At 45.5% G+C, this 25,297-nt stretch carries 21 protein-coding genes and 2 tRNA genes; 7 read left to right on the top strand and 16 right to left on the bottom strand.

Going from position 1 to position 25,297, the window contains the following annotated elements; genetic code table 11:
* Positions 1-55 precede the first annotated feature (55 nt).
* The 5 genes from JK154_RS00785 to ghrA all read right to left on the bottom strand — a co-directional run bounded on the left by JK154_RS00785 (position 56) and on the right by ghrA (position 4,389).
* Positions 56-826, bottom strand: a complete 771-nt coding sequence (locus JK154_RS00785) for a winged helix-turn-helix domain-containing protein (protein WP_249215702.1) — start codon at positions 824-826, stop codon at positions 56-58.
* Positions 827-1,475: 649 nt separating this feature from the next.
* Positions 1,476-1,946 (bottom strand): DUF1097 domain-containing protein, encoded by a 471-nt coding sequence (locus JK154_RS00780; RefSeq protein WP_211990583.1) that lies wholly within the window; start codon positions 1,944-1,946, stop codon positions 1,476-1,478.
* A 100-nt stretch (positions 1,947-2,046) separates the two neighbouring features.
* Positions 2,047-2,607: a molecular chaperone gene (locus tag JK154_RS00775; RefSeq protein ID WP_211990582.1), complete on the bottom strand. Its 561-nt coding sequence runs from the start codon at positions 2,605-2,607 to the stop codon at positions 2,047-2,049.
* Positions 2,608-2,632: 25 nt separating this feature from the next.
* A complete protein-coding gene (locus JK154_RS00770; protein ID WP_211990581.1) occupies positions 2,633-3,370 on the bottom strand; it encodes a phosphatase in 738 nt (245 codons plus the stop codon).
* Positions 3,371-3,447: 77 nt separating this feature from the next.
* Positions 3,448-4,389 carry a glyoxylate/hydroxypyruvate reductase GhrA gene (gene ghrA / locus JK154_RS00765; RefSeq protein ID WP_211990580.1) on the bottom strand — a complete coding sequence of 314 codons (942 nt, stop codon included), beginning with the start codon at positions 4,387-4,389 and terminating at the stop codon, positions 3,448-3,450.
* Positions 4,390-4,591: 202 nt separating this feature from the next.
* Here ghrA and JK154_RS00760 point away from each other — a divergent pair.
* Together JK154_RS00760 and JK154_RS00755 are read left to right on the top strand one after the other, a co-directional pair.
* Positions 4,592-4,679: transfer RNA gene (locus JK154_RS00760), tRNA-Ser, on the top strand.
* A 255-nt stretch (positions 4,680-4,934) separates the two neighbouring features.
* Positions 4,935-5,022 (top strand) — tRNA-Ser (locus JK154_RS00755).
* A gap of 91 nt (positions 5,023-5,113) precedes the next feature.
* Here JK154_RS00755 and phoH read toward each other — a convergent pair.
* The 5 genes from phoH to JK154_RS00730 form a co-directional block, all read right to left on the bottom strand.
* Positions 5,114-5,902: a phosphate starvation-inducible protein PhoH gene (gene phoH, locus JK154_RS00750; protein WP_211990921.1), complete on the bottom strand. Its 789-nt coding sequence runs from the start codon at positions 5,900-5,902 to the stop codon at positions 5,114-5,116.
* Between the two features lie 473 nt (positions 5,903-6,375).
* Positions 6,376-7,695, bottom strand: coding sequence for an iron uptake transporter deferrochelatase/peroxidase subunit (gene efeB / locus JK154_RS00745; protein WP_211990579.1), 1,320 nt, complete (start codon positions 7,693-7,695; stop codon positions 6,376-6,378).
* Positions 7,696-7,698: 3 nt separating this feature from the next.
* Positions 7,699-8,823: an iron uptake system protein EfeO gene (gene efeO / locus JK154_RS00740; RefSeq protein ID WP_211990578.1), complete on the bottom strand. Its 1,125-nt coding sequence runs from the start codon at positions 8,821-8,823 to the stop codon at positions 7,699-7,701.
* Positions 8,824-8,886: 63 nt separating this feature from the next.
* Positions 8,887-9,717, bottom strand: coding sequence for an iron uptake transporter permease EfeU (gene efeU / locus JK154_RS00735; RefSeq protein ID WP_211990577.1), 831 nt, complete (start codon positions 9,715-9,717; stop codon positions 8,887-8,889).
* A 651-nt stretch (positions 9,718-10,368) separates the two neighbouring features.
* Positions 10,369-11,274, bottom strand: a complete 906-nt coding sequence (locus JK154_RS00730) for a DMT family transporter (RefSeq protein ID WP_211990920.1) — start codon at positions 11,272-11,274, stop codon at positions 10,369-10,371.
* A 189-nt stretch (positions 11,275-11,463) separates the two neighbouring features.
* Between JK154_RS00730 and JK154_RS00725 the strand changes: the two genes are divergently transcribed.
* Positions 11,464-11,691, top strand: coding sequence for a YccJ family protein (locus tag JK154_RS00725; protein ID WP_211990576.1), 228 nt, complete (start codon positions 11,464-11,466; stop codon positions 11,689-11,691).
* A gap of 53 nt (positions 11,692-11,744) precedes the next feature.
* Here JK154_RS00725 and JK154_RS00720 read toward each other — a convergent pair whose 3' ends face one another.
* The 6 genes from JK154_RS00720 to JK154_RS00695 form a co-directional block, all read right to left on the bottom strand.
* Positions 11,745-12,395 carry a YetF domain-containing protein gene (locus tag JK154_RS00720; protein WP_211990919.1) on the bottom strand — a complete coding sequence of 217 codons (651 nt, stop codon included), beginning with the start codon at positions 12,393-12,395 and terminating at the stop codon, positions 11,745-11,747.
* 251 nt (positions 12,396-12,646) lie between these two features.
* Positions 12,647-14,089, bottom strand: a complete 1,443-nt coding sequence (locus tag JK154_RS00715; RefSeq protein ID WP_211990575.1) for an SH3 domain-containing protein — start codon at positions 14,087-14,089, stop codon at positions 12,647-12,649.
* Positions 14,090-14,721: 632 nt separating this feature from the next.
* Positions 14,722-17,040 carry a glycoside hydrolase family 15 protein gene (locus JK154_RS00710; RefSeq protein ID WP_211990574.1) on the bottom strand — a complete coding sequence of 773 codons (2,319 nt, stop codon included), beginning with the start codon at positions 17,038-17,040 and terminating at the stop codon, positions 14,722-14,724.
* A gap of 9 nt (positions 17,041-17,049) precedes the next feature.
* A complete protein-coding gene (zwf, locus tag JK154_RS00705; protein WP_211990573.1) occupies positions 17,050-18,477 on the bottom strand; it encodes a glucose-6-phosphate dehydrogenase in 1,428 nt (475 codons plus the stop codon).
* Positions 18,478-18,480: 3 nt separating this feature from the next.
* Positions 18,481-19,539 carry a phosphogluconate dehydrogenase (NAD(+)-dependent, decarboxylating) gene (gnd, locus tag JK154_RS00700; protein ID WP_211990572.1) on the bottom strand — a complete coding sequence of 353 codons (1,059 nt, stop codon included), beginning with the start codon at positions 19,537-19,539 and terminating at the stop codon, positions 18,481-18,483.
* Between the two features lie 527 nt (positions 19,540-20,066).
* Positions 20,067-21,662, bottom strand: coding sequence for an ABC-F family ATPase (locus JK154_RS00695; protein WP_211990571.1), 1,596 nt, complete (start codon positions 21,660-21,662; stop codon positions 20,067-20,069).
* A 237-nt stretch (positions 21,663-21,899) separates the two neighbouring features.
* Between JK154_RS00695 and ldtB the strand changes: the two genes are divergently transcribed.
* From ldtB to cdd, 4 genes are all read left to right on the top strand, one after another.
* The gene (gene ldtB, locus JK154_RS00690; RefSeq protein WP_211990570.1) at positions 21,900-22,820 is read left to right on the top strand and encodes a L,D-transpeptidase; all 921 of its coding nucleotides are present in this window, start codon (positions 21,900-21,902) and stop codon (positions 22,818-22,820) included.
* Positions 22,821-23,176: 356 nt separating this feature from the next.
* Positions 23,177-23,578 carry a CidA/LrgA family protein gene (locus JK154_RS00685; protein ID WP_211990569.1) on the top strand — a complete coding sequence of 134 codons (402 nt, stop codon included), beginning with the start codon at positions 23,177-23,179 and terminating at the stop codon, positions 23,576-23,578.
* Positions 23,575-24,270, top strand: a complete 696-nt coding sequence (locus JK154_RS00680; RefSeq protein WP_211990568.1) for a CidB/LrgB family autolysis modulator — start codon at positions 23,575-23,577, stop codon at positions 24,268-24,270. Before JK154_RS00685 ends, JK154_RS00680 begins: the two co-directional genes overlap by 4 nt.
* Before the next feature lie 130 nt (positions 24,271-24,400).
* A complete protein-coding gene (cdd, locus tag JK154_RS00675) occupies positions 24,401-25,285 on the top strand; it encodes a cytidine deaminase (RefSeq protein WP_211990567.1) in 885 nt (294 codons plus the stop codon).
* The last annotated feature ends 12 nt before the right edge of the window (positions 25,286-25,297 follow it).

Here is a 25,297-nt window from a genome sequence, read left to right as displayed (position 1 = left end):
TTAAATCACAGTGCAAGCTACTTCCCGCCTGCACTGTGTCTTATTCAGAAAAAAATTATTTTTTAATGTCATCCAGTAAAAAACAATCATATATACTCTTATTCTTCAGGAATTTAATAACCTTATCATTAGATATACTGCAGTTATTTAAATACCCATTAATATACTCTATCATATTTTTTCGTCTGTCATCAATAATGGGATGTTCGTCCTGTGCTATTTGTTCAAACTGCTCTAAACCTTCCATATTATCGACTGATATATTTCTGGCACTTAATGTGACACAGGCAAGGCTTCCAAAAATAATGATGACACTTGAAAAAATTAATTTCCTGATTGAAAAAAAATTTTTCTTCATTTGCATATATGGAACAATAGATATTGAAGTAGATGCCGGCACCGTATTAATCACTGATTTCTGATCAGCATAAGAAAAGTCATCATGGACATGTCGTACTTTAATCATATCATCATGCTGAAATTTAACTGACTGTACATCTTCATAAACGGGTGCTGTGGTCAATTTGTAGCCAAGCTTTGGTATCGTGGATATTGTACTTTTCTTTTCATCACCCAGGCTGAGTCTGAGTGACCTTATTACTTGTGCTATACTCTGCGATGTAACATACCCCCCTCCCCATACATTTATAAGGAAATCATTCTGGGATACTGGGTTAGGGTGTTTCTCACAAAGAAGTGCCAGAACATCGGCTTCTTTCTTTCTTAGTTGTATAACCTGTTCAGCCTGCTGCAAGATCCGCAGTTTATGATTGAATGTAAAATTAAGAATAAAAATATTTCCAGCATTCATTTCATTAGTATTCATTTTATCAGATCCATCAGATATTTAATGAATGAACTCACCATTGTCGTCGTTTAGGTGTGAGACTTTAACAGCAACAATGTGTTCCTTTAAGATCGTGCTTTCCATGACGACCCTATTTATAATACCATAAATATGGTGAATTAATAATGTCGTACAAACTATATCGTTAGCTATAATTATTTTAACATTGCTCTGAGATTATCATATGTTTAACATTATCACCCCAATATATGTTGATTGTATGTTAAAGTTTTTTATGCTTTATTTAGCTCTATTAGGATAGCTCCCCATGTAAAATGGCGATGTAATCCGTGAATGCACGATGATATTAATAACAATTCTCAGTCTATTATTTAAATGCTAGAGATTAATAATGTTTTAATCGTCTTTATATGTTAATTATCTGTATGCATTAATAGATGATATGTTTATTGTAAGTATTAACAGTGAGTGATAAATAGCATGAGCTATAATAAAGGGATCGTTTAATTTCTGGTGTATAGTATGTAAAAAAAATCTCTCTATATATCAAAAAACAATGATTCACTTAATAATTATATGAGCATTAACTATTCGTTAGTATACTGCCAGGCAAGCGATCTATTCCCTCTAAGCGGTTATATCACATTCTTGTTGCTGTTTGTCATCCTCATTGACTATTTTTATGTTTAACTCCCTGCGCAGCAAGCCATAACCCACCATTTTTCATTGCAAAACCGAAGAGTAGCCCGGGTAATAAGGAAGCCAGAACAAGCTGCCACTGCCCCTGATTAGCAAATACAGCACAAGCTCCAATGAACGTTCCAGGTACGAAAGAAAGCAATGTATGGCGGGCCTGGATACACATAAGAAAGGCAACAACAGCAGTCAGGATGTAGTTAACCACATCCAGATGAGGGACAAGAGAGCTGCCATGGATAATAATCAGCGCCCACAGAACCCCGCTACATAGGGTAAACAGTGAAATAAATAGTCCCTTAAACCTGTCCTGAGGACAGGCAAAGTATGCCGTACATCCAAGAAACCCTGCCCAGTTTAGCAGGCCAAAGCAATCAGCAGCCCAGCCCCATAAACCGGACAAAATACCGGTTGTTAATGCAAGTGAAAGAAGTGTTTTCATATTCATTTGAGAATAATAGCAGTCGTCACTTCGTAAGTGTCATCTCCCAACATGATTTATGAAATTAATAATTATCTTTACATCAATTATGTGATTTGCATCACACCATGTTATCTTCTGTTTCCTGCAACTCATCTCGCATGGCTTGAATTGCTTCACGTGTAATTATTGCCAATGTCCGATAAAAAGTCGTTGTTGAGCAGGCTTCAACCTTACCGAGAAAACTGCCCGCCCAGGGTAATATATAATGATCAAATAAAGCTATCTGAGCTTCTGATTCATCTTCACTGGACTGATCTTCTAACCATGATGCTGCCAGTAACAGTCCACCAAAACTATCTGCAGGTGCATCAGAGAGAGGCATACCGCGCTGTTCAAGAAACTGACGAATATCTTGTTCATTACTGTCAGCCTGCCAGGCTGACCGATAGAGGGATACATGACACTCATTGCCAATAAATAAGGCATGATAATCGGCTTCCAGAATGGATGGCTCTGCATTTTCTTGTAAACGAACAATCAAATCCTCTTGTTCTAAAGGCCAGCTGGACGCGAGCTTTCCTTCCCTGATAACAGTAAACAGGGGGCCCAGCAATGGATCTTGTGGCTGGCGATAAAACAATGAACCTAAAATACGACAAATGACTGAAAATTCGTTCATGACAGACGTTCCATAATGGATATGTTTATAATGAGGCGAATTCTATCACAGGCTTCATTCCATGTGCTGTGAGGAAACTTAACATCCGTTGAGGCGTTACATTCAGGATACGTTCCTCCGGGAATTCAACCTCGCTAATTATCTTCCGGCATTCATCAAAATCACCTAGCGTGAAGGCTGTATGGGAGTCAGAGCCCAACGCTAACCAGCCACCAGCATCACGTACGGCTTCAGCAATTAAGCGGCAATTAGGCCCGCTGCCTTTTCGTGAATGTGTAAATGAAGAGTTATTTAGTTCAAGCGCCACATTATAGTTAGCTGCTGCGGCGGCAACAGCTGGAATATCTACTTCATACTTAGGATTTCCGGGATGGCTGATGATGTGAATATCACCCCGAGCCATAGTGGCTATCATCGCCTCAGTATGCATTGCCTTATTTTGTGGCGGGAAAACGGGCTCATGAAAGCCGGCAAGGATTAAGTCCAGTGAATCCAGCATCGGACCAGTGCAGTCAATCTCCCCGGCAGTATTTTTTATATTCGCTTCAATACCACGTAAAATACCGACCCCATTGATAATTCGAGGCCAAATTCGCATGTTCACAAAATGCCAGTAATGTGGCGCATCGGCCATATCCGGGCCATGATCAGTAATAGCAAATAGTTTAATGCCTTTGTTTTGTGCCATAGTGACATAATCATGCAATGTGCTGTAGGCATGGGTACTGGCTACAGTGTGCATATGTAGATCAACGGGATACATATATTTCTCCTCTTTTTTAATAAAAGTACCAGTTATTGATGACAAAGATGCGTCCAGCATTCCCTTTATCGAATACCCTAATATCCCCGGATTATAGAAACTTTTCCGCCAGCCTCTTTCCCCTGCTCAATAATACTTATTGTCTCTACAATAAAGGCTATGGCTTCTGATGGATGCGTCATCGCCGCAATATGTGGTGTTATGGCTATACGCGGATGTCCCCACAGTGGACTGTCAGCAGGAAGAGGCTCTGTCGCAAAGACATCAAGCATGGCTGCTTTGATCTTACCGCTGGTTAATGCCGCCAGTAAGTCACTTTCAATAAGATGCGCTCCCCGGGCCAGGTTAAGTACATAAGCACCCTCAGCTAATTGATTTAGCCGTTCTTTATTAAGAATACCTTTTGTTTCAGGCGTATTAGGAAGAAGGTTAATCAATACACGTGTATCAGCAAGGAATGCTGCCAGCTGGTCATCACCTGCATAGCTTGTTATCCCTTGGAACGCTTTCTTGCTGCGGCTCCAGCTGCGTACAGGAAAACCCCATATCGTTAGACTTTCAGCGACCTTTTTCCCAAGCACACCGGCCCCCATAACACCAATGGTGAATTCCTGGTGGGAATATTCAGGTAGCGGTTGCCATTGTCCGGCTATTTTCTGCATCTGATAATCGTCAAATCGACGGAACCAGTGTAATACCTGGCTTACTGCATACTCCTGCATCTGTTGAGCCATACCCGTATCTTCAAGACGATATAACGCGACGTCCTTTGCCAGCATGTCAGGGCATTGTTTTAATTTATCGAGAATTCCATCAACCCCAGCCCCCAACACAAATACGGCTTTCAGCGCCTCACGTTGTCTTAGCACCTCAACTGGAGGGTTCCAGACTAAAGCATAATCAGCTCGGTGATTATCGCCCTCAGTCCATTGACGAATTCGCGCCAGGGGAAGCGCTTGTTTCAGTTTTTGTAACCACGAATCTACATTGGCTTTGGGATGATAAAAAATAATATCCATTGCAACTCCTGTTAGTGCCATATTTGCGTTATCAGGTATGAGATAACTGATGATATGACAAAACTGACTGGTAATGATGATTAAAGAAGCAAACTGGACGAAGTTTGACTAAACAAACATAAAAACATGAAATTAGCATTGACGTAACTGCTACTTTTCCCCTAAATTAACCGCGGTTTCACTCATGTGGAACTGACAATATGGTGAGGTGTCCGAGTGGCTGAAGGAGCACGCCTGGAAAGTGTGTATACGGCAACGTATCGGGGGTTCGAATCCCCCCCTCACCGCCATATTTAGTAAAAAAGCCTGGACTCTTGTTCAGGCTTTTTTATTTTAAGCATCCTGTATACCGCCCCCTCTTTCGGGTCACCTGCTGCGGTTATTCTCGACAACAGCCTGAACTTATCCCTCTTACCTGCCTTTTGTCGAATCCTGAATCGGTTATCCCTTAACCGAACAGTCACTGGCAGTTAAAATACGCTTGACCGAAACGTGCTGACTCCCTATAGTAGCGCCCCGTTAGCCCAGTAGGCTGACAACAATATGGTGAGGTGTCCGAGTGGCTGAAGGAGCACGCCTGGAAAGTGTGTATACGGCAACGTATCGGGGGTTCGAATCCCCCCCTCACCGCCATATTTAATGAAAAAGCCTGAACTTACGTTCAGGCTTTTTTGTTTATCAAAACGTCAATTCTGACAAACATCTTTGCCTTTGATATCCAGCGCTAATCATAAGCATTCAGTGCCCGCTGGCACAGGGCCGAGCGTACACAATCTTGTTTAGTAAACCGTACAACACCAACCATTTCATCTTCCTGAAAACGTGCCAGTGCATCACCGAGTCCTGATGGTACCCCTCGTGGCAAGTCACATTGAGTGATATCACCATTCACAATCACCGTCACATTTTCACCCAGACGTGTCAGAAACATTTTCATCTGCGCCGCAGTCACATTCTGTGCCTCATCCAGAATAACCACTGCATTTTCAAACGTTCGACCACGCATATAAGCAAAAGGCGCTATTTCAACTTTACCTATTTCAGGACGTAAGCAATATTGCATAAAGGAAGAGCCTAAACGCCTAACCAGAATGTCATAGACGGGGCGAAAATAGGGGGCGAACTTCTCAGAAATATCACCGGGGAGAAAACCAAGATCTTCATCAGCCTGTAGTACCGGGCGAGTCACGATGATTCTTTCAACATCTTTAAGGATAAGGGCTTCTGCTGCTTTCGCAGCGCTGATAAAGGTTTTACCGCAACCGGCTTCACCGGTGGCAAAAATCAGCTGTTTAGTCTCAATCGCATTGAGATAGTGTGCCTGAGCTTCATTACGTGCTTCAATAGGTGAATGATCTCGGGTATCTCTTGCCATACCGATAGATTCTACCCCGCTCATTTGCACAAGCGCAGTGACCGATTCCTCTTCACGCTGCCGGTGGCTACGTGAATCTCGTCTCAGAACACGTTTCGCTTCACGACGAGCTTTGATCACAGCTTTCTGTCTTCCCATGGATGGCACCTTACTGTTGGTTTCATTTCCCGCACTGTCTATGCAAGTGCGATAGTGGTCACTAACGGATGAGGTTTGGCTTCCTTGTAAGCCATTAATTGCCTGACTGGAAGATACATAAGAGGTCGCCAGATAGCGGCGGCTTAATGCACCTGCATGACGCTGGGTTGATACTGCCAGAGGGTATATCAGGGTGAAGGTAATAAAACCAGAGGAGTGGTGCCCGTACTGCGCAGTACGAGTAGAGTGTCTTCTTAGCTGTACGGTACGCGACGCTATCATACATTACTCCCTGGTGATGAATGACTGCAGCCTGAAACTGCCTCTCACTGTATTAATTACAGCAAAACCCATATAGATCGCAATATAAAGTTAACGTTATATTAACAATATGCTGAGACTATTTGAGTTATGCCATATATTTATTACAGTGGTATAACAGCGAAATGAGTCAGTAAAAAATTTTAATCTATTTAACCCTTATTCTTGGCAACGTTGGGAGTGGCCTCCATCAAACTCTGCCCCAAATAGTGATGACTATTGATAACCCCCGGCAGTGCGAAGAAATATCCTCCCCCTATTGGCTTGATATACTCTTCCAGGGCTTCTCCATTAAGCCGTTCTTGTACCGTGATAAAACCACGATAGAGATCATGCTGATAACAGACGAAAAGCAGTCCCATATCAAGCTGCCCTGATTTTGTCGCGCCCAATGAATAACTGTACCCTCTACGAATCATCAAGTTTGATTGCGTTTCTGGAGTTCGGGGATTCGCCAACCGGATATGAGAATCAAGAGCAATGATATCACCATCAGGATCGGCTTGATAATCAGGCACATCATGTTCCTGCATCATTCCAAGAGGAGCCCCACTGTACTTATCTCGTCCAAAGATGGTCTGCTGTTCTTGTAGCGGCGTTCGATCCCAGGACTCTACCCGGAACTGAATAATACGTACCGCTTGGTAACTGCCACCGACAGTCCAGGCGGGTTCTTGCTGGTCAGCTGTCACCCAAACCACAGATTCCATCAGTTTGTTATCCTGACTATCTGGGTTCGCAGTCCCGTCTTTAAAACCTAATAAATTTATCGGCGTTTCTTTGCCACGACTTTGCGCTGCATGAGCAGAAATGAACCCCTCTCGCCGCCAGCGTACACTCAGTAAATCCGGCGTATGCTTGATGATATCCCGCAACGCATGAATCACGGTATCACCCGTATTGGCACAGATTTGAATCAGAATATCCCCATGGCACAGACTGGCATCCAGTGCATCGTTAGGGAAACGTGTCATTTTCTGTAGCGCAGCAGGGATTACCCCCTCCAGATTGAAGCGCTTATCAAATAAAGAACTGCCAACAGAAAGTGTCAACGTCAGATTATCGGGATAAATAACCTCTCCCAGAATACCAGAGTCCATGGGCGGTAACCTGGGATTCGGTGTGTCCGGTATGGCGCCGCCTTTCGTCAGAAAGGCAAAACGCGCTGTAAGCAAGCGGAACAGCCGTTCCAGTTCAGCTTTATCATTGGCCAACACATCAAATGCCACCAGCATCATAGAGGCTTGCTGTGGAGTCAAAATACCAGACTGATGCGGGCCATAAAAAGGCTCCGCATCAGAACGATCACTCACAGAAGGAGGCACGTCTTTTGTTATGTCAGATGCACTGGATGCAGCGACAGCCATCGGGCAGCCGCCACTCACAGCCAGGGCTCCACCCAACGCCCCTAATTTTTTCAGTAAATCACGTCGGGAAGGCTGATGCTTATCTGATTTATTGTGCTCTGCCATAAACTAATCCAGTCCCATCACACCACGCAATTTAGAGAGTTCCTCCGCCAGTACTGTAATGGGGCCTTTCAACGCATTACGGTCGCTATCGGTTAGTTTTTCATAACTTTCAAAACCATCGTTGGTACGGTACTTAGCCAGGATACTGTTTACCTTAGTAAAGTTTTCATCAACATTAGCCAGAAGTTTCGGTGCTTCTTTCGTTAGCTGTGGGCGCAATAAGTTAACAATTTTCTGTGCCCCGTCAATATTCGCCTGGAAATCCCATAGATCTGTACGACTGTAACGCTCTTCTTCACCACTAATTTTACTGGCGGCGACTTCTTCTATCAGCCCGGCGGCACCACCAACAACTTTTGCTGGAGGGAAGGCAAGTTCAGATATACGGGTCTGTAAATCAAGCACATCAGTATTTAGCTGGTCAGCATACCCATTCAGGCCTGCCGTCGTGTTATCACCAAACAAACCTTTTTCCAGGCGATGGAACCCCGTAAATTGTGGATCGTTAGCTTTTTGTTCAAAGTTGTCTTCACGGGCGTCAATGCTGCCATCAAGATCGGAGAACAGTTCAGCAATAGGCTCAATACGTTCATAATGCTGACGGGTAGGTGCATAAAGCGCTTTTGCTTTCGCTAAATCACCGGCTTTTATTGCCGCAGTGAAAACTTCAGTCTCTTTTACCAGTGCAGCCGTTTCCGCCAGCACATAGGATTTGTATTCAGTGATCGGCCCAGCCAGCGCCAACAGATCAGTAGCACCTCCCGTTTGGGTGGCTGTTCCTTTTACCACCAGCTTCCCTTTTGGATTACTTAGCAGGCCACAGGTAATATCGTAATCACCGGGTTGTAGGTTAGCAGTCAGTTTTTGAGTAAAACCCGGGGCTATATTCTCGCGTTCTTCAACGACCATGACACCTTTAAGAATTTCCCATTCCAGTGCCTTTTGACTCTTATTCTGGATAATGAATTGTGTTTTACCGGCATTCACTGTCAGGCTCATGGGCTCACACTGTTTATCTGTTACCACTACTTTAACTTGTGGAATATCTGCAGCATAAACGGCACCTGAAGAGCATATTGCCGCGACCAGAGCAAGATATCGTGCACTAAACTGAAAAGATTGACTCATAACACATTCCTGTATCGCATTAGATGGAAGTATTCGCGCCCGATTAATCTGACGCGAGGACAATTAGCGCACGGCACTGGCCGGGGCATGATTACGTAATGGAATAAAGAACAGCACTAAAGCAGGGATCAGGTAGATAAAGTAGACGGCAACTTCACTCACTGTTGGCGTTTCCTGATAGCCAAAAAGCCCTTCAAGTAAGGTACCAAATAACGAGTGAGTGGAGAGTGTCTCACTCATATCAAAGGCAATATCCTGGAAGTGATTCCACAATCCGGCTTCATGGAAGGCGCGGATAGCGCTGGCACTTAATCCTGCTGCTACGATCAAAATAAACAGGCTGGTCCATTTGAAGAAAACGGCAAGGTTAAGACGGACGCCGCCATAGTAGATGAGAAACCCCAGAATCACAGCTGTTGCCAGCCCCAGTAATGCTCCCAGGGGGGGCATCATGCCAACATCTTGCTGGAAAGCAGCCAGCAAGAAAAATACGGACTCAAGTCCTTCCCGGGCAACAGCAAAAAAAACCATCAGTATAAGTGCCCAGCTATGATTATTTTTTTGCGCCAAAGCACTATCAACCGCCTGTTCAAGTTGCCCTTTAACATTACGGGATACTTTGCGCATCCAGAACACCATCCATGTCAGGATAAAAACAGCTATCAGGGCAATAAGGCCTTCAAAAAATTCTTGCTCTTTTTGTGGAAATTCACCGGTTGTGGCATTAATGACCAGTCCCAGTATCAGACACAGAACTGCGGCTGTGACTACCCCACCCCACATAGCAACAAATAAATGACCACGTTGCGTGCGCTTAAGATAGCTGGCTATCAAGCTGACAATCAGTGCCGCCTCGAGCCCCTCACGTAGCATAATTAGAAACGGTACAAACATTCCGGCCCCTCTGGTGTGAACACCTGTCAACTTGCGTAAAGAACGGTAAGCATATAACGATATTGATTATCATTACCACCAAAAAATAAAACAAGCCTTCCGGGAGGATATTTCTTAAATGTGCGGAGAACCGTGAGAAAAAACCATGGCAACCACCCAGGCAGATAATATAAAAACAATATTTTATTCAATGTAATAACTATTTAAGGCATCGGTAAAATGATGTTTTTAAGCGTGAAGTTTAGTCTGTCATTCCCGGTCGGGATATTATGGGAAATGTTGTTTGTCTGAATAAAACATTGAGTTATCGTCCGGGAAGGCATTTTGCCACACAGAGAGGCCACCACGGCCTGGCAAGTCTAAAAAGCCGGGTACAATGCCATACAGTTCATACTGTGCCCTGATAACCAGTATGCAGTTATCATTCTGTCTAAAACACCATCACACGTCAGACGAGGCCAAATAATTGACAAAACAGAATGATAAGATCACATGTCGCGCCACATTTAGCCCGGATATCGCTAACCAAAGCTGACAGTCGATGATTCGGGGTCGCCAACAGATCAATGGCACCCAGCCTGCCTGGAGTGGACAGATTTGTTTGTTATTCCTGGGTACAGGCAAAAAACAGTCGGTTATGACCGATATTTTTTACCCGTTTTCTGGTGTCACGGTATTTTTATGACCTTTGCGTTTCAGCTTCAGCTCGCTAACCAGCACACCCAGGACTATCAATGCCGCCCCCACTAAAGCCAGCACAGGTAACCGTTCCCCGGCCATTCGGCCAAATATCCCGGCCCAAACAGGTTCACCCGTATAGATAACTGTTGCCCGCGTTGGGGAAACACTCCGCTGTGCCCAGTTCATGGTGACCTGAATAATTGCACTAAAAATCCCCAACCCCAGCGCGACGATAATCAGCTGACTGCTTAAAGGTGGAATGCTTTCCTCTGCGGGGATCATGGCTGCAAAAGCGACAGCTGAAGCAGTAGCAAGCTGTACCACCGTAACGCGTTTAATATCAACCCGGCCAGCAAACATACTAATGAGGATAATTTCTGCCGCGATGGCTACAGCCCCAATAAGGGTGATAATTTCACCCGCTCCTAATGTCAAACGCGTACCTTCCGGCCCGGCTAGCATAAGCAGGCCGAAAAAGGCCAGAATAACACCTATCCATGACATCAAACCCGGCATACGACCAAGACAGATCCACTGCAGCAGCGGTACAAGTGGAACATACATTGCAGTAATAAAAGCTGACTTACTACTGGGGATCGTTTGCAAGCCCCAGGTTTGTAAACTGTAACCAATCGCAATAGAAATACCGATGACGACCCCGGCTTTAAACTCAAGTAATGTTAATCCCGAAAGCGATTTTATGGAGAACAGTCCTACCACTAACGCTGCTGTGGCAAAGCGTAAACCAACAAAGAAAAAGGGATCGCTCACCGTCATAGCATACTGGACAGCAAGGAAGGTCCCACCCCAAAACATGGTGATAAGAATAAGCAGTGCTTCTTGAGGGGTAAATGATAAATAACGTGTAAATGACACAGGCATGGACAAGACCGAAAACGTAACTGGAATGGATGAAGAACTATAGTGCGTTGTCACATATTCTGACGCAATGGGGAGCGAAAAATAAACCTTAGCCGCCCCACCCATTTTTAAGTGGCAAGAAACATATATTCTGGCAAAGTACTGGATAGGTTCTATGTTTAAAGAACATTAATGGAGGATACTATGTCAGCAGATAAAGAAAAAGTACATCATATTGAGCAATGGGCCCGTTTACGTGACACATCTCCTGAGATTGCTCACGCTATCTTTGAATTAGCGCATTTCGATGAAGCTTTAGCTGAAAAAATCTGGGAAGAAGGGAGCGATGAGGTGCTTCCCCTCGCCTTTTCCAAAACAGATAAAGATCAGTTGTTCTGGGGTGAACAGACAATTGAACGAAAAAATGTCTGACCAACCCTGACATCCAGGCCTTTCAGTCAGAAAGGCCTGGCTGTTCTGGCAGATTAACGTCTGGTCTCCCCATTCATCAGAATGATGTTAAGCTTTCCGCCCCAAAACTCAGCAATGAAAACATCTTCTGGTTTAATATCTAAACGGGCTAGCTGTGCATCAAGCCAGGCTTCATCTTTTTCCACTGAGTCCAGCTCGTAAGGTCGGGCCTTACCATTTTGCATCACGATAACCGCAGGTATTTTTGTACCTTCGCAAACGACTGACAGCTGACCATTAGGCTCAATTTGAGCATAGCGTACCTGCTGAAACGAGTGAATCCCTTGAGTATGTAACTGAGAGGATACACTCATAATATCTATTTTATTCTTCTTACTGAGGATGCTTTCAATCAGGAAACGACCATTTTTGATGATGGGAATAGGCTCGCCAATAGTCACTGTCCGAAAAAAGCCCACATGTTTACTGACCCAATTAAGCGTCGAAATAAGTAAAACACCAATCAACAGTACCAGGATATACTGATACATAGGAATAACATCGTTATAGATCACACCACCAATAATCCCCCCCAGGACAAAGTTGCCGATAAAATCTACCGGGGTCATCTGTGATAATTGAGTTTTACCCGAAAAGTTAAGATGGGCTATCACAATGATAAAACCAATAATAAATTTTAATAATACAAAACCGTAATATCCCATTGAATCAAACATTCTGTATCATCTCTGCCATCAATGTTAACGTAACAAAAAAATGACCTCATGCTGAGTACAGAATTATAGCAAAAGAGACATTCGGTGATTACATACAACTGTTTTTAATGCCTCCCCACCAGAAGAGCATCGAGTCTTAATGGGGAAGCATTATTATAGTATATAACTGTCACATTATGCTGAACAGTATGTCTCCGGCGCGATCAAATGATACAAATTTTAATATGGCATTATAGTATTCACTCTGTATCTTCTGATGCCCCAAGAAAACCGAGCTTAAATTGCGCCTTATCGGCTAAAGAGAGTAAATCAGGTCTTTCAGGGTACATCGTCAGGAGTGGAAAAAAGAGAGCGGACCCAATGATACTACGACTGTCTGCGTCTTTCGGGCGTAGTCCCCATAAATTTTGGTACGTCATGGGAACCGATTTACCATTAACCAAGTGGTTGCCTATATAGAGCATAATATGCCCGGGAATATAAACCAATGTAGTAAAGGGCTGACCATACTTCGCAAGATAGTCCAGACGTTCCTGTGGGCTGGCATCACTCAAGTCAACCTGTCTGAAGGTTGACTTAATCTGTGCTGCTGAATTCCGAGGTAGATAAATTCCAAAAGGCAGCATCAGACTCCGAATCTCTGACGAGCAATCATTGTAAAAGAGTGTATTTCCCCAGCCATAGGGCTGACCATTCATTGATTTTATTAAAGTGGCAATATTCATGGGTGTCATCTGCCAGGGCATCCCAGTAAAAATATCCTCACGTAAACTGACCGATTTTATTGATGCACTTCCGTCAGCATTCCGCACCGGAATAATGGCAGAAAAATACCCTGTCTGGTAATTTTTAAAGGGCAATATGGTACCTGGACGGGCAATAAAATAGAACTGTTTACCCACATTAACTGAAACAGGCTGTTTAATAAATGCCCCAAGATTCGTCAAACCCAGTGATGTCCACTCACTGACAAATTCGGTGCTTACGGTGGCTATATCATCACTTTTAACCCAGCCAGTAACCGATGGAGAAATAACGTATTTCCATGCCTTATCCATACTCTCTGTTAGAATATAAACTGGCGTTCCAGGGCGAATAGCTGACATTTGTAAGTAATCAAATGGGTAGCCTTCCCCGGCATTTTGGGGGTTATGGAAAGCAGGGGCATCGGTAGGTAATGCCCTTACCTTCGTTTCCCGTACGCTGATCGCCCGGGATGATACCTGATAAGTCTTATCAATCGGATTAAGGCTATTATTCCTAATATCTTGTTTCCATGCTTCTGAATTGACTCTGAAGTTTTCCCCCCAGGACAGACTTTTAGGTGAAAGGTATTGACGAATACTGGCATCAAGGCCGCGTTCTGGCTTATTTTTTAACACCCGTGAGATGTAATAAATATTCCAGGGAGATTGCCCCTGCTTACCCATACCGTAGTATTTTGATAATAAGGCTGAGAAATACTTATTTTGATTATCCTTAGCCATTACAGGGATATTACTGTCACTTAATACTGGAGAAATCCATTCATCCACTGATTGTGAATAGTTTTCTAAGGGAAAAAGACTTTTATTCGTATCAATATAGTATGATGTTCTTTCTGCTGTTTTACAGCCAGACAGCAATAAGAATGCGATAATAAATAAGCACTTAAATCCTGGAGGCAATATATCAGATTTCATACAAACTCCTTTCGTAAAGAAGGAAGATTCATCCATTTCTTCCTGTAAATGTAAACAAGTTAGCATGCCTGCCTACGTTCTTAATTAAACAGATACCCGTAGCTCAGGTAGTTAACATAATCATGAAAAACGACAGTCCACATATAAAGGCATCTGAAAGCACCAGTATAATAGTTGCCAAGACTACCATTAATATAAAAATGTATTTATAAGTAACCGTTTTTAAATGCAATAATTAAGAGTTTCCTCATCCCCTACCATGAAAATCAGATATATTACCTTCATGCCATATACTGGTAATCTGACTGATGATTAATGATTGTCTACTGCGCTTTCAGAGACCAGAATCATAATTATATTACTGAATATTATCGTGTTCATCAGAAAGTATTGCAGTACAACTGATGTTAATAACCAGTTCCTATTAAAACTCATTCAGGGCTTCCCATATGCGGTTCCCCACCAGTAAAAAATGGTTCATTTGCCCCGTTTAATTTAAACAGGATGGAATAATGAAATAAATAGTAACCAGAATGATGACGGTCATCATCGATAAACCACGATATTGAAATGAATAGGGTCCGTATCTGAATATCAATAAAGGAAGCCAAACGGCCTCCTTTATTGAACGGTTAATTTTTTACATTGTTTATCTCGATGTGCCAGTCTTTTTCTTCCCAATCATGGGAGTAAAAACGGCGGGAAAATTGCATTGTTTTTCCAGTTAACTCGCCGGTTTTAAGATGAACACCATAAATTCCTAATCCCAGAGGGGTACTGTTTTTCTCCTGTATTGTCTGCCAGCCATCAAAACCATAGTGCAGGACAAAAGGTTCGCTGGCTTCTATCAGTAACTCCATCCCCCCTGGTAAAACATCGCAGGACAGATAATCACGCCAGTGCCGGACTGCTGGCTTGACCGGGTGTTTCACATAACGCTGATAAACAACGTCAAGACGTTCGATGGGCCTACCACTTTCCTTCGCATAAATCAGCTTCACTAACTCAGCATGTGCCCAGTTCAGAGGCATAGCACTGCCGCTAGGGCGCCCCTTCTTGAGTCCTCGTTCAGGAATATCGGCCTGATCCCAGATTTGTTCCGGTAGCATTCCCCCGACACTTGCTGATGCCAGCATCGCATCAATATAAGGCTGCACCTCCTCACCACTGGCCACCGCATAATGCCCTCTCTCACCACTGAGTAATGGCCACAAACGCCCATTGCCACTCCCGTCAAATGCTCTGCCATCATCATGTTCACCGTACCCGTCTTCGTTATAGCGGTAGTAGTAGGGCCCGGCAGGCAGGTTAACGCGAAGTAACTTATCGATAAGGTGGGTGGTGTCACGTATACGACTATCGGTTGCTTCACGCAACCCAAAGCGAACCATGCAAAGATACTCCATACCCAGTAACGTTCGGGTTTTAATCGTTTCCTCATTTCTGTTACGCAGGGTAACATGACCGTAGCGGGCCGAGTGATAAGCCGGATTCAGGCGAATATAATGGCCAGATATGGAATGTTCACGATCAAGCTCACTGTCATGTACATAGACCCATGACTCCAGTCGTCCATTCCAGTCATCGGCCAGTGAAAGGGCGTACTGCCGATCCCCTTCACCGACTAATCCGGATTCAGCACCTGCAACCAGGGCGGCGATACACGCGGATAAAGTAAAAGGGTTAATACCCGCATTTTCTTCCCAGCGGTCTTGTGGGCTGGAAGGCCCATGATGAGCAATGTAGGTTAATGCTTTCTGTACCATCTTAACAACTGCACTGTGCATATCCCCCAATAGCCCCTCTTCATGCAGTTTAGCCGCAAAGAGTACCGGCAAAGCGACTTCATCGAGCTGGATCCCCTCCCAGTATGGGCGTCCGTCTGCGTAGTTATTCTGCATCCAGTGGCCATCTGGCTGCTGAATAGTAATCAGGTAAGCCAGCAGGGCACGGACTTCCTCAATCAGGCCATAAGCCAGTAGTGCAAAGCCAACTTCAACTGAATCCCGAGGCCATACCAAATGATATCCACCGGGATCCTGGTGGGCATCCCCCCAGGGGGTACTCAAGCTGGCAACCATGGCCCCAGGGAAGGTACGCCCTTCATGGGTTTTCAATACTGAAATTGAGGTTTTAATTGCATCACTTAATGTCTCGGGGAGTGGCGTTCGTTGTGGGAAACAGACATTTTTATGCCATTCAGCCCAGTGGTGTACATACTGCCGCCTGGCTTCGGCAAAACCTGCAACCAGGGTACTATTTGCAAGGGTTATAGCCCCCTCTGGGTTGCTTGCAAAAGCTAATGCCAGCGTTCCACTTTCACCGGTGAGCTCCCCCATCATCGCAATGTTCCCGGGGCCCGCCTGACTGTATTCCCACGTCATTCGCTGATGTTGGTTAAAATCTTGCCAGCCATCAGAAGTCCCGACATAACCCACGCTCCTGCGGGTAAATCCCTGGTCTGCTGCAAGAAATAAACACTGATTATTTTTCTCTGCCAGTAAACCTTGCGCGGTAACGCGTCCGGTATTGTTATCACCATCGCCATCAAGATGGGGCGCGATCAAGGGATAGAGTTTCAGCCCTTCACCGTCAAGCTGGTAGCGAATTAACAGCGCATCTCGAACTGGGTCCGCAACAACTTCCAGCTCCAGCCGATAAAGTTCATGTTCATGGATGATGGTTGGCAGAAGCAAACCAGAAGCAGGTGTGCTCAGGGAATAGTTATGGACACGTTTAATTTCAGACCAGAATCCTTCCCCTGCGACAATAAAGCCTAAATCTCGAATCTGCGGGGTACTGTTCGATGGCCAGTAGACCTCATTAAGTATCCCATAACCAATGGTGAACCAGACTCGCCCCTGACCAAGCCCTGTACCCACGAGGTCTTTCGCACTGCTGGTCCATGTTGCCATGATCCCCGGAGACCCTGGCGCAATATTTTCATTCATCCCGCGCTCCTATTGCACCAGTGAACGCCATTTATGGCCAGGTCGCAAAATACGATGCTGCGTATCAGGCCCCTCGGTACCCGCTTTATAGAGATCGGGCATACCCGTCTCCCAGGCTTTCAGGGCGGGTTCAATAGCCTTCCATGCCCATTCCACTTCATCGAAACGCAAAAAATGTGCCCGTTCGCCATTAAGCGCATCAATCAGTAACTGCTCATAAGCGGAAACTTCATATTGCCCCGGTTGGGTATAAGGGGCACTGAGTGAGATGTTGTGTGCTTTCGCATGCATACCCGGTAGTTTAGCTGTCATGTGCATTTCCATGCCCATATCCGCCCCCATACGGAATACTAACCAGTTATTATCAACGGTTAAATCCCCAGGCAAAGCCCCGGCTGGTGCTTTGAACTCGATGGCAATTTCAGCATAATTATTTGTCAGTCTCTTACCACTGCGCAGGTAGAATGGCACACCTTTCCAGCGCCAGTTATCGATCTCCAGGCGGAGTGCGGCAAAGGTTTCGGTATTCGTTTCAACAGGGATGCCGGGTTCGTTACAGTAGTCGACTACCGGTTTACCATTAACTACCCCCGCACAATACTGCCCCCGTACAGCCCAGTCTGATGGATTCATCTCTTCAGTGGGGCGAATCGACTTCAGTACTTCTACTTTATGGTCACGCAGGATTTCACCATCCCAGCGCCCCAGGGGTTCAATAGCCGTCAGCGTTAGCAACTGCATCAGGTGGTTTTGCAGCATATCGCGCATTGCACCAGAATGATCGTAATAAACCGCCCGGTTCTCAACACCCAGCGTTTCAGCATAGGTAATCTGAACCTGCTCAATATGTTCTGCTTTCCAGACGGGGGCCAGTACCCGGTTAGCAAATCGGAAAATCATCAGGTTTTGCGTGGCTTCCTTACCTAAGAAGTGGTCAATACGATAAACCTGTGACTCATCCCAGTGAGTATGAACCTGGTTCCGCAATGCCTGGGCGGTGGCCAGATTGGTACCGAATGGTTTTTCTATCAGGATCCGTCGCCAATTTTCATCATTTTCTTCAGCAAGCCCGGCTTCACCGATCGCTAATGCGGCTTCGCCAAATAACGTGGGCGGCAGCGCAAGGTAAAATAACGCCGATCCGCTCACTTTACTTTCCAGCTGTTTTAAATCATTAGCGACTAATGAACCACTCACAAAATCAATATGCTGGCTGAATCCTTGCCAGTCTGCCTCATCAAAATCTTTCACAAACTCAGATAACGCATTGTGGAGATGCGTTAAAAAATCATCCCGGCTCCATTTATCAATGGAGTAACCTATTATTTCCAGTGAAGGAATTAACCCCCTCTTATGGAGCTCAAACAAGGATGGCATTAATAACCGTTTGGTTAAATCACCACTGGCACCGAGAATGACTAATGAGGTGTTGCTCATATATTACGCTCCTTTTGTTCCATCTGAGTCTGCGGCTTTTTCCTGATGACCGCCAAAAGCATGGCGCATAGCAGACTGCACTTTATCCGCAAATAAATCGTTACCTCGTGAAGCAAAACGCGAGTAAAGTGCCGTCGTGAGAACCGGCGCAGGCACTCCTAAGTCAATAGCGGCAGAGGAAGTCCAGCGCCCTTCCCCGGAATCGGATACCCTGCCTTCATACTTTTCAAGATCCGGTGAGTGATTCATTTCCTGGGCTATCAGATCCAGCAACCATGAGCCCACCACGCTCCCCCTGCGCCACAATTCGGTTATTTCAGCAACGGGCAAGTTATATTTGTAGTATTCAGGATGCTCAAGTGGTGCGGTTTCGGCATCGGCATCAACAGCCTGATGCCCCTGATCGGCATGTTTAAGGATACTTAATCCTTCGGCATAAGCCGCCATCAGACCGTATTCAATACCGTTATGAATCATTTTCACAAAATGACCCGCACCGGTTTCACCACAATAAAGATAGCCCTGTTCAGCGGGTGAAGGGGGGCCACTACGCCCTTGTGTACGTGGCGCTGTATCAACACCGGGGGCTAATGCCTGAAAGACAGGTTCGAGAAATTCATAATGCGCTTTTGGCCCACCGATCATGTGACAATAACCACGTTCTTTACCCCAGACACCGCCGCTGACACCGACATCCATGTAATGAATACCCTTCTCAGCAAGCCACTTAGCCCGACGGATATCTTCAGTAAAATGTGAGTTTCCCCCATCAATCAGGGTGTCCCCTTTATCGAGTAGCGGAATTAAGGTTTCAATGACCGAGTCAACAACTGCAGCCGGTAGCATTAGCCAGATATGGCGAGGTGCAGGCAGGTTTTTTACCATCTCTTCTATGGAGGCATTAAAAACCGTTGTCGCAGGAACCCACTTTTTACTCTCGGGATTAGTATCAAATACCACACATTGAATACCCGCCTGTGTTATACGGGTCACCATCGCCGACCCCATACGACCAAGACCAATAAAACCAAGCTGTTGACATGTTGAAACTGAGTGACGCATACGTTATTTCTCCACTGTCGAATGCCATTATAAATAGGTTGTTTATCAATGTTGTCAGGCAATGCAGGCCAGCTCTGCCCACAGGAAGATTCAGAAAAAGTATAGGCCACTAACAGAGAGTCGTTTGGCTCCAGCTTACCTTGATGAAGAGTAAACTGTAACAAAGTGGCTCAGATGAATAACCGATAATCTGCCCCAGTCTGTCAACAATATCGTCTTTAACATTAGCAACATTTTCTCCGCTTGCCTTCTGTAATGTGCCTTAAGCGCCAGGAAATACTTACCGGTGGCTAAATTTGTGCTCGGTTAACTATATTGTTAGCTTGCTGAAAAAACATTGATTGAAATTATGAATGGCTTCCCTGGCCTGAAAGCGGGGAAATGGGGTGTTGGACCGTTCTTACAGTAGTATGGTGAAGCTATCAGGGGCGGGGGAAATAAAATACATCTGAAGGCGCTGGTGGGGATGAAATAAGGGCATGTTGCTGGAATAAAGCCATCAACACGCCCCTCAGTGAACTAATTGATTAGCCGTCGATACCTTTACTGCGCAGGTAGTCTTCATACCCCCCAGTAAAGTCAATAACACGCTCAGGTGTCATCTCAAGAACACGGGTCGCCAGTGAACTCACAAATTCACGGTCATGGGAAACAAAGATCAGCGTTCCCTCATACATTTCCAGTGCCATATTGAGTGACTCAATGGATTCCATATCCAGGTGGTTAGTCGGCTCATCCATAATCAGGATGTTAGTGCGCTGCATCATCAACTTGCCGAACAACATCCGTCCTTTTTCACCACCAGAAAGCACCTTAACGGGTTTTTTAATATCATCCTGGCTAAACAGCAAACGCCCCAAAATACTGCGTACTGCTTGTTCGTCTTCGTTTTCTTGTTTCCATTGGCTCATCCAGTCGAATACGCTGAGATTTTCTTCAAATTCGTATTCGTGATCCTGGGCATAGTAACCAATTTTGGCGTTTTCAGACCATTTGACGGTTCCATTGTCTGGGGTCAGCTCACCAATCAATGTTTTCAGGAAAGTCGATTTACCGATGCCGTTAGTCCCCAGAACAGCCAGTTTTTCACCCACTTCCAGCAACAATTTAACATTTTTAAATAACGGACCATTCTCGAATCCTTTTGACACAGAATCGATTTCCAGCGCGTTACGGAACAGTTTTTTCTCTTGCTCAAAGCGAATGAATGGATTCTGCCGACTGGAGGCTTTGACTTCTTCCAGTTTGATCTTGTCGATTTGACGGGCACGAGAGGTGGCCTGCCGGGACTTTGACGCATTCGCACTAAAGCGACTCACAAAAGATTGCAGATCAGCAATTTGCGCTTTTTTCTTGGCATTATCTGACAACAAACGTTCACGGGCCTGCGTGGCCGCGGTCATATACTCGTCGTAGTTACCAGGATAAACACGCAGTTCCCCATAGTCCAGATCCGCCATGTGCGTACAGACCATATTCAGGAAGTGGCGGTCGTGCGAAATAATAATCATGGTACTGTTACGCTCGTTCAGTACCTGTTCCAGCCAGCGAATAGTGTCAATATCCAGGTTGTTGGTTGGCTCATCAAGCAGCAGAATGTCAGGGTTTGAGAACAGCGCCTGTGCCAGCAAGACACGTAATTTCCAGCCAGGGGCAACTTCGCTCATCGGGCCATAGTGTTGTTCTACAGGAATACCAACACCTAACAGTAATTCACCAGCACGTGACTCCGCACTGTAGCCGTCCATCTCACCATATTTGACTTCGAGATCAGCGACTTTGTAGCCATCCTCTTCGCTCATTTCAGGTAACGCATAAATACGATCGCGCTCTTCCTTAACTTCCCACAGTTCAGCATGGCCCATAATTACCGTATCAATGACGGTGAATTGCTCAAATGCGAACTGATCCTGGCGCAACTTACCAATGCGCTCATTTGGGTCAAGAGAGACGTTACCCAGGGTTGGATCTAAATCTCCACCCAGAATTTTCATAAAGGTCGACTTACCGCTGCCATTGGCACCAATCAAGCCGTAGCGATTGCCGCCGCCAAATTTAACGGAAATGTTTTCAAACAGTGGTTTGCTGCCAAACTGCATAGTGACGTTGCTGGATACAAGCACAGAGATGTCCTGAAGAATTAAAGTTGTCTGAGTTCTGAAATATCGATTCTGGTCTATTATGCCATAAGCTGAGGGATGAATCCGCCCGTATCTTCACCCTGCCGGATGAACCCGGAAAAAAAATGCTCTTTAGTCGATATCTGATTCCCTGAATACGACCAATACCCTTATAATGCGTGACCAAGTTCACCAAATGCTTACTCCACTGACCAGCACGGTACAGATAACTCAGACATCATGAATATTAAACTTCGTTCGTTTTTAATGCCGTTAGTCGTCGCCGCGTTCTTCTGTAAATCTGCGGTAGCAGTGACTTACCCCCTTCCTACTGACGGTAGTCGTCTGATAGGTCAAAACCAGGTGGTCGCCATTCCTGAAGGCAGTACCGCTTCCCTGGAGCATTATGCAGCCGAATACCAGATGGGACTGGCGAACATGCTGGAAGCCAATCCAGGGGTTGATACTTACCTGCCAAAACCGGGGACCGTCCTCAACATCCCGCAACAGCTGATTCTGCCCGACACCGTTCATGAAGGTATTATCATCAACAGTGCCGAAATGCGTCTCTACTACTATCCCAAAGGTACAAATACCGTAATTGTGCTACCGATAGGCATTGGCCAGTTAGGGACAGACACCCCCATTAACTGGACCACTAAAGTTGAGCGTAAGAAAGCCGGGCCAACATGGACCCCTACAGCGAAAATGCATGCTGAATACGCCGCAGCGGGTAACCCACTCCCGGCCGTCGTCCCTGCCGGCCCGGATAACCCTATGGGGCTTTATGCTCTGTATATTGGTCGCCTTTATGCTATTCATGGAACCAATGCCAACTTTGGCGTAGGGCTGCGGGTGAGTCATGGCTGTGTTCGCTTACGCAATGACGATATAAAATTCCTGTTCGAGAATGTGCCGGTTGGGACACGCGTTCAGTTTATTGATGAGCCAGTGAAAGCCACTACCGAGCCAGACGGCAGCCGCTTTATCGAAGTTCATAATCCACTGTCCACCACCGCGGAGCAGTTTAACTCCAAAGAAGTGGTACCGATTAATTTGAATAGCAGCATTCTGAAAGTGACTGCCCAGCCTGATATCGACTCCCATGTGGTTGATCAGGCAGTTCTGAATCGTTCCGGTATGCCTGTTCGCCTGAACTAATCACGGCGCCATCATCGGGCTTGTGTCCACGCATAAGCCCGACATCAAATATCTCACGCTTTTCTCCGCATCATACGTATAACATTTATACTCAATACTTATCCTGTCAGGTATACCCGTCAGGACTTATCATTATTCCTTCAGCCTGCTGCCGCTTATTAACATCTGCCCGGGAGTATTCTGCGGTATGAATAGGGCCAGATGACGCTGCTGTAGCCAGTATAATCCCCGTGTTTTCTTCATTATTAGAGACTGGAATACTGAATATTTAGCAAGATGCATAATTCATCTGTCTCAGATAGAAAACAGGTTATTTTAATTGTATGATGAATGGGTTTTCCCAAGGACAACCTCTCATGCACAGCATATTGAAAATTTTCTGGCAGTATCTGCGATCTTTTGTCTTAATTTATGCCTGCCTTTATACAGGTATTTTTGTGGCCACATTATTACCGATTGCTATTCCTGGCAGCATCATCGGTATGCTGATCATGTTCACCCTGCTCGCACTGCAAATTCTTCCCCCACAATGGGTTAAACCAAGTAGTCATTTGCTCATGCGCTACATGGCATTGCTCTTTGTGCCTATTGGTGTCGGTGTTATGCAGTACTTCGATGTGTTAAAAGCACAATTCGGCCCGATTGTTATCTCTTGCCTGGTCAGTACACTCGCAGTGATGTTAGTGGTTGGCTGGAGTTCCCAGTGGATTCACGGCAAAAAAATAGTCGCTGGTGAGGAAGAGGACGTTAAAAAATGATGCACAATATCTGGTGGTCATTGCCACTCACACTGGTGGCATTTTTTGCCGCTCGCAAACTGTCTGTACGCTTTAAAACACCATTGCTTAACCCATTACTGGTTTCGATGGTGGTGATTATTCCTTTCCTGCTACTGACACGTATTCCGTATGAGGATTACTTTCAGGGCAGTGAAGTACTCAACGATTTATTACAACCCGCAGTGGTTGCTCTCGCTTTCCCGCTGTATGAGCAACTCCATCAAATTCGCGCACGCTGGAAATCAATTATCACAATCTGTTTTATCGGGAGCCTGACCGCGATGTGTACCGGTACTTCCGTTGCTTTATTACTTGGCGCTTCGCCAGAAATCGCGGCATCTATCTTGCCTAAATCCGTCACAACGCCTATTGCCATGGCAGTGGGTGGCAGTCTGGGGGGCGTTCCTGCCATCAGCGCAATGTGCGTTATTCTGGTAGGGATACTCGGCGCCGTGTTTGGACACACGCTCTTCAATAATTTGCATATCAGCGCGAAAGCGGCACGTGGTCTGGCCATGGGCAGCGCCTCACACGCATTAGGCACTGCCCGTTGTGCCGAAGTTGACTTTCAGGAAGGGGCATTCAGCTCTTTAGCCCTGGTGGTTTGCGGTGTGATCACTTCCCTGCTCGCTCCTTTTGTTTTCCCAATTCTGCTCTCACTTTGGGGTTAAAATTTGCTACTGATCTCGAATTATTCGATTTAATTACATTAATTACATTAATAATAAGAATTTGATCACATATTATTAGCTGAGAGATCCTTAAACTGACTCCCTGTTAACCACGCTATGGGGCTAAAACATGAACTCACGTTTTGATTCTGCCTTTACTCAGTTACCTGCCAGCTTGCAGGCCGTGTTACAGCCTCTGCTGGCTGATGAGCACTTCCCTGGGATGTTCACCGCACCAGAAGTTGCCCACATTAAGCAGCACACTGGCCTGAATGACAATGAACTGGCCTTCGCGCTCCTGCCACTTGCCGCCGCGTGTGCCCGTGCGGAAATTTCACATTTTAATGTCGGGGCCATTGCTCGCGGTGTCAGTGGTAATCTCTATTTCGGCGGGAATATGGAGTTTACCAGCACCACTATGCAGCAAACCGTGCATGCAGAACAAAGTGCCATCACCCATGCCTGGATGCGGGGCGAAAAGAAACTGGAATCCATTACGGTTAACTATACGCCCTGTGGTCACTGCCGCCAGTTTATGAATGAATTAAACAGTGGAACGCATTTACCCATTCACCTTCCCAATGTTCCACCCGCAACACTGGGGGATTATTTACCCAATGCTTTTGGTCCACGTGACTTGGATATCAAAACATTGCTGCTTGATGACGAGGATCATCACTTTGCTTTAGTGGGGGATGATCTCACCCAGGCAGCCATTGTTGCGGCTAATCGCAGCCATTCACCCTATAGCCAGGCACCTGCAGGTGTTGCCTTAGAAACTCAAGATGGCAATATCTTTGTCGGAAGTTATGCCGAAAATGCCGCTTTCAATCCTTCTTTACCCCCGCTGCAAGCAGCACTGAATGTTCTTTCTCTGTCCGGGTATGAATACCGTGAGATAAAACGTGCAGTGCTGGCTGAACGTCGGGAAGCGTCCCTGGTTCAGTGGCCGGCAATCTCTGCAACACTGAATGCAATTGGTGTGAAGAATATCAACCAAGTATTTCTTGATTAAGCATAATGCGGG

The organism is Citrobacter sp. JGM124, assembly GCF_018257795.1.
Taxonomy (GTDB): domain Bacteria; phylum Pseudomonadota; class Gammaproteobacteria; order Enterobacterales; family Enterobacteriaceae; genus JGM124.
Note: the sequence above shows the minus strand (reverse complement) of the source record. Positions and strands in the feature narration are given on the sequence as shown.